Consider the following 7,763-nt stretch of genomic DNA (forward strand, 5'->3'; position numbering starts at 1 on the left):
ATGGTAACGTTGAAGTCTTTGAAGGTCTGCCTACTATTGATGAAGTTCAGTAAATCCTAGTCATCTGACAAAGAAGCGCGATCGGAATATCGCGCTTCTTTTCCTCTTTCCGTTAATCCCAAGCCCGCACCTAGCTTTATGCAGTGCGGGCTTTATTATTGATCCAGAGAAAGCGATCGAGCATAGCCAATAACTAATCACCAACAACCAATCACCAACATGACAAGAAAACGCTTAATTTTGATCTTTTTAACGGTTTTTGCGATCGCAAAAATCTTTCTTTCTTTGGGAGCGAGTTGGAGCGAACCTCAAGTCCAAAGCCGCTTGCAGTTATTTCAAACGGATCTCGTGCTACATGGGGTGGAGTTTGCGAGCAAGCAAGACGATCGCATTACGACTTTATTAGGCAAAGAACCTTATCTCCAAGCACAACAACAATACGAAAAAGCAAGGAAAGAAGCCGAACAAAATCGCGCTCAATTACAAGCAAAATTAGCACCTGAAAGCGATCGCGCCAAATCGATCGCTTTGCATGAGACTCCTCAAAAAAGCCAAATTCGAGAAGCGATCGCGCAAATCGATCGCGATATCGATGAATTAGATGTGAACTTAAGTATTTTACAAGTACGACGAGGAGATATTGAAACGGCTCGTCAAACATGGCAGGGTTTACAATCGCGATCGCCTTCTTTGGATATTGTGAAAACTGTGGATATCTTGCAAGAATTATGGCAAGATACCGGCGAGATTGCTGCCGATACAGAAATAATTTTACAAAACAACCTCAAGGGTTGGTTTCGCTTTCAAGCCTTAAATCGGTTATATGAAGTCACGCAGCAAGATAAGGCGCTCTCAGGGTTACAAGCAGAAGAAGAAGTGATTTCTCAAAACGCGATCGTCAAACTGGCCATTATTGGCGGACTCCCGATCGTGGGTGGAATTTTGGGAATTAGTTTACTGTTGGTGTTATTAGTGCAATGGGTTTTACAAAAAGAGAATTCTCTGCTGGGGATGAGTTCCAAAAACTGGGAAGTAGCTTGGGATAGTGAGGTAACTTGGCAAGTTTTAATCGTTGGTTTTTTTGCAGTATCTCAATTAATTCTGCCCTTTATTTTACCTTTTGCGATCGCTTTATCGGGGTTAAACCCAGCCGAGTTTTCCTTGCGCGAAAAGGCACTCTACATTCTCATTACTTATTTATTAATGATGGTCGGAGGTTTGAGCGTTCTCTATTTTTCTCTTCGTTCTTATTTACCATTACCTGAAGGTTGGTTTCGCTTTCAATGGTTGAGTAAATGGATGTTATGGGGATTTGGCGGTTATTGCGTAGCGGTACCGTTAGTTCTCATTGTTTCCCTCATCAATCAGCAAATTTGGCAAGGACAAGGAGGAGGAAATCCGATTATTCTTTTAGCATTAGAGGCACGCGATCGCTGGGCATTGTTTATCTTTTTGATTACGGCTTCTCTCGCTGCACCTATTTTTGAAGAGATTATGTTTCGTGGCTTTTTGCTCCCTTCTCTCACTCGTTACGTTCCACTTTGGGGAGCCATTGGTTTAAGTGGTTTAATCTTTGCGATCGCGCATTTAAGTCTAGCAGAAGTATTCCCCTTGACTGTTTTAGGCATTATTTTAGGATTTGTCTATGCGCGGTCTCGAAATCTCCTCGCGTCCATTCTTCTTCACAGTCTTTGGAATAGCGGCACCTTACTCAGTTTATTTATTCTCGGGGGAGGATAATTTTCTTATTGTTTATTTAAGAGTTAAAGCGCAAACCCATTCTATCATTTTATTGCGCTTTCATGCCAGTTTTTTAACAAATATTCAGACAAAAATGTGAGGGCAACAAAAATCAAAACACCTAACACCGTGGTCATTAATAATGCAGCAAACATTCGTGGGATTTGCAGATTGTAACTTGACATGAGAATTTGATAAGCAATACCCGATCGCGATCCTCCTGTCCCGGCTACAAATTCTGCCACCACTGCCCCAATTAAAGATAAACCGCCACTGATTCGCAATCCTCCTAAAAAATAAGGTAATGCACTGGGTAAACGCAAATGAATTAATGTTTGCCAGCGTGAGGCATTGTAGAGTTTAAAAACATTTTGTAAGTTGCGATCGACACTGTTTAATCCTAATGTTGTATTAGAAACAATCGGAAAAAATGCCACAATCCACGCACAGACGACTAAAGCAGCAAATGTATTATTTCTCAACCACATGATAATGAGAGGTGCGATCGCAACAATGGGAGTAGTTTGTAAAATAACAGCATAAGGGAAAAAGCTGCGCTCGATCCATTTACTTTGAGCAAATAATATCGCGACAAAAAGTCCCGATATTGTTGCAGCTAAAAAGGCAAAAGCTGTTATTTGCAGCGTAATTAATAGGGCCGGAAAAAGTTTTCCCCAATCCACGATCAAAGTTTTTATGACTAAAAAAGGACCTGGTAACAAATAAGATGGTAATTGCATCACTCGGACAAACCCTTCCCAAACCAATATGGCGATAATCCCGACAATAAAAGGAGCAATAATATCAGGAGAAAGAAGTTTTCTGAAAATACGATCGATCGGTAAACTCGAAACAGCCGAATTGATTACATTTTCTGAGTCTGAGATTGATCGAGGAGATGTTTTCATAAAAGTTATAGAAAATATTACTATTTAAGAGTTCATGGCTTCTTGTAATTTCCGAGAAACTTGCCGACAATATTCATTGCAGGTTGTTGAAGTCCGAAAATCTTCATTGCGCGGATAAGGTGCAGCGATCGCAACTTCGTCAAAGATACAACCAGGATGGGAAGACATGACTAAAACACGATTGGATAAATACACCGCTTCGTAAATATTATGAGTGACGAAAATAACCGTCCAATGTTTTTCCTGCCAAAGCGTTAAAAGATCGCTATTTAACTTTTCTCGAGTTAGTTCGTCTAATGCTCCAAAAGGTTCATCCATGAGCAAAATTTGTGGTTGCGTGACTAAAGCTCTCGCAATCGAAACGCGCATTTTCATCCCACCAGAAAGTTCGCGAGGATAGCATTTTTCAAACCCGATTAAATTCACTAACTCGATCGCTTCTCCCACTAAAATATTACCGCGATTGCGAGGAATTCCTGCTAATTTTAACGGCAAGTAGATATTATCAGCAACTGTCGCCCAAGGGAGAAGAGAGGCTTCTTGAAAAACGAAAGCGAGATCGCGATCGCGCAATTTTTGTTGTGCCGTGTCGCTATGTTTCTCATCCCAGAGAATATTCCCGGAAGTGGCTTGCTCCAATCCTGAAATTAGTTGTAATACCGTACTTTTTCCACATCCTGAAGCACCGACTAAACTCACAAAGTCTCCTGCAAAAACTTTTAAACTTAAGTCTTTGACAGCAATGGTGTTATTGGGATAGGTTTTAGTAATGCGATCGAGGGTTAATGCTGGAAATCCTTTCATATTAGTTATTTATAGGACTTCTCAAATAAATGCAGTATAGAGAAGTGCTGATAAGCAATGTTTTTCCGACAGAGAGAATATTTTTTGCAATGATAGATCGCTTTATTTTACTCTAGTTTTTTGCCCACAAAATCTAAGGTAAAGGCTTTTTTGTAATCAGTATCAGGTTGAAAGATACCCGCCTCTACCATTGTCTCAAAAAATGTTTTCCAGCGTTCGTCGGTCATAATTCCAATTCCTTTTTCTTTCGCTTCTTCAGATAAAATTATGTTATATTCTTGGATTTTTTCCAAGCTGTAAGCAAGTTGTTCATCGCTTATTTCTGGATTATCTTTTTTAATCAGTTGATTGCCGGGTTCTGGATTATCGAGATAGCTGTACCATCCTTTAATAGAAGCATCAACAAATCGCTGTACTAAGTTAGGATTTTTGGTCACTATTTCTTGACGAGTTTGAATTGTGGTTGCATAAGGCGTATAACCATAATCTGCAAGAAGAAAGACAAGTGGTTCAAATTTTCCTGTTTGTTTGACCTTTAGCGGTTCTGAAGTTAGATATCCTTGCTGAGCCGAATTTTTATCAGTTAGAAACGGACCGACGGTAAAATTATAGGGACGTTTTTGATCGTCACCAAAACCATATTTTCCTGTAAGAAATGGCCAGAAATTAAGATTGGCACCCGAAGAAACATAAATCGGTTTTCCTTTTAAATCTTCTAAGGTTTTTACCCCCATATCAGGATGAGCAATTAAGACTTGAGGATCTTTCTGAAAAATCGCGGCTACGGCGATCAGAGGAATATTTTCTTCTGCTGCTTTAATCGTTTCTGAACCCCCTCCCATAAAGAAGTCGATCGCACCGGATAATAAAAGCTGTACGCCGTTAACTTGAGCGCCTCCCATTTTAATGGTGACATCCAAGCCATATTCCTGATAAATTCCTGTAGCCATAGCTTGGTAAAATCCTCCATGTTCGGCTTGTGCGTACCAATTCGTGCCAAAGGTAATTTTATCGAAGGTTTCTCCTTTCTCGGTTTGAGACGACTCTGAGACGCGATCGCTACAAGCAACCAGCAATGCACCAGTCAGGACGGATGAACTGTAGTGCAAGAATTGACGGCGTTTCCAGTGAACTTTTTTCATGTAGTTATTTTGTTAACATTCAATAACCGTTACTATATTTAACTTAACAAAGATGAGGCTTGAGAGGAATACATCGTATCAAGATTCGCTTTGATTTTTTAGGCAAGCCAAGAAAACAAGAAGAAAAGCGATCGGCTAAAGCGATCGCTTTGGTTGATAACTTTATCTTTATTTTTTGCTAACTTAATAAAGACCAGAGGAATCTAAAAGTTTTGTCAGAGATTCAATGAATTTTTCACCGAAAGCGCTTGATAATAACCCACAAGATATGACCAGTAATAATGCAATTCCAGCGTTCAGCCAATTCAGTTCTATCGGCGATAGCAAATAAGGAACGATTACCATAAAAATACCCAGTGCAGCCCCACCAAAAAATCGGTAGACAACATTAAGAACAGAATTTTGTTTGCTATTTGAATCTTCAGCAGTCATCTAAATTACCTTTAACTCCTTTAGAATGAACTATTCATATGCTAACAAATTTATATTCGCTTGGGATATCGATGCCGTACGGCTGTTCGAGCGCATAACCTTCTATAATTAAAAGAGTCAGGTTAAAAAAATTGCGATCGCTAATGGCTAGAGATTTAAGAGGATTCATCGAACTCCTAGAAAAACGAGGACAACTCCACAGAATTAGCACCCTCGTGGATGCAGATTTGGAAATTGCCGAAATTGCCAATCGAATGTTGCGGGTTGGCGGTCCCGGACTCCTATTTGAAAACGTCAAAGGGACTGACTTTCCGGTCGCCATTAACCTGATGGGGACAGTGGAACGCATTTGTTGGGCGATGAACATGGAAAAACCCGAGGACTTAGAAACCTTGGGAAAAAAATTAGGCATGCTGCAACAACCCAAACCTCCGAAAAAAATCTCCCAAGCGATCGATTTTGGTAAGGTTTTATTTGATGTCATCAAAGCCAAACCGGGACGCAATTTTTTTCCACCTTGTCAGCAAGTGATTCTTGAAAAAGAAGCCCTCAATCTGAACAAAATCCCTCTGATTCGTCCCTATCCCGGAGATGCAGGTAAAATTATTACCTTGGGTTTAGTGATTACTAAAGATGTCGAGACTGGGACTCCTAATGTAGGGGTTTATCGCCTGCAATTGCAATCTAAAAATACCATGACCGTGCATTGGCTCTCGGTGCGAGGTGGGGCAAGACATTTGCGAAAAGCTGCTGAAGCGGGGAAAAAATTAGAAATTGCGATCGCTTTAGGCGTGGATCCTTTAATTATTATGGCCGCAGCCACTCCGATTCCCGTAGACTTATCAGAATGGTTATTTGCCGGCTTATATGGCGGATCGGGAGTCGCTTTGGCGAAATGTAAAACCTTAGATTTAGAAGTTCCCGCCGATGCTGAATTCGTGTTAGAAGGAACGATAAACCCCGGAGAAATGCTCCCCGACGGACCCTTTGGAGATCATATGGGCTACTATGGCGGTGTAGAAGATTCTCCCCTCATTCGCTTTCACTGCTTAACCCATCGTAAAGACCCCATTTATTTAACTACTTTTAGCGGCCGTCCCCCCAAAGAAGAAGCGATGATGGCGATCGCATTAAATCGCATCTATACCCCTATTTTGCGCCAGCAGGTCTCGGAAATTACCGATTTTTTCCTACCAATGGAAGCATTAAGTTATAAAGCGGCCATTATTTCCATTGATAAAGCCTATCCCGGACAGGCAAAACGCGCAGCACTGGCTTTTTGGAGTGCTTTACCTCAGTTCACTTATACAAAGTTTGTCATTGTCGTGGATAAAGAGATAAATATTCGCGATCCGAGGCAAGTGGTTTGGGCGATTAGTTCCAAAGTCGATCCATCTCGCGATGTTTTTATCCTGCCCGAAACCCCCTTCGATACCTTAGATTTTGCCAGCGAAAAAATTGGTTTGGGGGGTCGCATGGGCATTGATGCGACGACAAAAATCCCCCCAGAGACAGAGCATGAATGGGGAGAAGTTTTGGAAAGCGATCGCGATGTCGCGGAAATGGTCGATCGCCGTTGGGTAGAATACGGCTTAGATGAGTTGGATTTAAAAGAAGTAGACCCTAACCTATTTGGTTACGATATGCACTGAAAAGATGGCAAGAGAAGAATTGCGAGTTCTAATCCAAGATATAAGTCTTTTTTTTGTATTGCGTGTGAATGCTTCCCCTCTCTATCTTTCCGCGAATTGCGAACTGCAAATTGCGAACTGCGAATTGCTTTCCCCATTGTCGAATCCTTAATAGTTTGTTACAACAAAAGAAAGACAAAGTAATATTTCGTTACATCTAAAAGGAAATATGATTGGTGGCTTAGTTGGAATGAATAACGATCGCGGGACGGATTGGGGAGAAAACCTTCTCAATACCGTCGCCAATCAAACCATCCGCCACCTTTTTACCCGTAGCGAGTTGGTTGATGTCACAGTACGCTGCAATCCTTCTAGCAAATTATTGCAGGGTACCGTAGACAGCTTCAAAATGTTCGGACAGGGTTTGGTTATTCGTCAGGATTTTCGCACGGAGGAAATGTCCTTCGAAACGGATGCAGTATCGTTAGATTTTGGGTCGGTACTCAAGGGCAATATTGCCTTGAAGCAGCCCACACAAGCGATCGCGATCGTCAAATTAAGCGAAACCGACATTAATCACGCCTTTACTGCCGAACTCGTGAGAAAGCGCTTAGAAAATCTCACAGATTCCCGCTTAACTAATTTATCGGGAGGTCAACCCGTTTCTTTTCGCGATATTCACCTCGAACTCTTACCCCAAAATCGCATCAAACTCTTTGCCAATGCTGACGTAACCAATCAAATTGTTCCCATTAGTTTTAGTTGTACCTTGGGACTGGCAAAGCGTCGGCGCATTACCTTTGAGGGGGCAGAATTTGAAAGCGATCGCGTTCCCGATTCATTACAAGGAATTTCTAAAATTTTAATGGGAATCCTCGTAGAAATTCTCAACGATATGGTAGATCTCGATCGCTTCGATCTCGATGGGGTCATGTTGCGTCTCAACCGTTTGGAAACCCAAGGGAAAAGGCTTCTCTTTAGCGGTTACGCCCAAATTGAACGCATTCCGAAAGCAGGTTAGTTATTGACTATTTGGTGTTGGTTGTTTGGCTTCTTAACTGGTGACTGGTGACTGGTGACTGGTGACTGGTGACTGGTGACTGGTG

At 41.5% G+C, this 7,763-nt stretch carries 7 protein-coding genes; 3 read left to right on the top strand and 4 right to left on the bottom strand.

Annotated features, from left to right (window positions below; translation table 11 throughout):
• Positions 1–219 precede the first annotated feature (219 nt).
• The gene (locus tag AC6RV6_RS27065) at positions 220–1,740 is read left to right on the top strand and encodes a CPBP family intramembrane glutamic endopeptidase (RefSeq protein WP_500244005.1); all 1,521 of its coding nucleotides are present in this window, start codon (positions 220–222) and stop codon (positions 1,738–1,740) included.
• A 44-nt stretch (positions 1,741–1,784) separates the two neighbouring features.
• Here AC6RV6_RS27065 and AC6RV6_RS27070 read toward each other — a convergent pair whose 3' ends face one another.
• The 4 genes from AC6RV6_RS27070 to AC6RV6_RS27085 form a co-directional block, all read right to left on the bottom strand.
• Positions 1,785–2,648: an ABC transporter permease gene (locus AC6RV6_RS27070; protein ID WP_500244006.1), complete on the bottom strand. Its 864-nt coding sequence runs from the start codon at positions 2,646–2,648 to the stop codon at positions 1,785–1,787.
• Between the two features lie 24 nt (positions 2,649–2,672).
• A complete protein-coding gene (locus AC6RV6_RS27075; RefSeq protein WP_500244007.1) occupies positions 2,673–3,452 on the bottom strand; it encodes an ABC transporter ATP-binding protein in 780 nt (259 codons plus the stop codon).
• Positions 3,453–3,559: 107 nt separating this feature from the next.
• Positions 3,560–4,594, bottom strand: a complete 1,035-nt coding sequence (locus tag AC6RV6_RS27080; protein WP_500244008.1) for an ABC transporter substrate-binding protein — start codon at positions 4,592–4,594, stop codon at positions 3,560–3,562.
• Positions 4,595–4,777: 183 nt separating this feature from the next.
• Complete coding sequence (locus tag AC6RV6_RS27085) at positions 4,778–5,026, bottom strand: hypothetical protein (RefSeq protein ID WP_500244009.1); 249 nt, start codon at positions 5,024–5,026, stop codon at positions 4,778–4,780.
• A gap of 143 nt (positions 5,027–5,169) precedes the next feature.
• Here AC6RV6_RS27085 and AC6RV6_RS27090 point away from each other — a divergent pair, with 143 nt between their 5' ends.
• Positions 5,170–6,678, top strand: a complete 1,509-nt coding sequence (locus tag AC6RV6_RS27090; protein WP_500244010.1) for a UbiD family decarboxylase — start codon at positions 5,170–5,172, stop codon at positions 6,676–6,678.
• Between the two features lie 208 nt (positions 6,679–6,886).
• Entirely contained in the window at positions 6,887–7,678 is a 792-nt protein-coding gene (locus AC6RV6_RS27095; protein WP_500244011.1) for an LmeA family phospholipid-binding protein, read from the top strand.
• Positions 7,679–7,763 lie beyond the last annotated feature (85 nt).

The organism is Spirulina sp. LEGE 11439 (assembly GCF_059821285.1).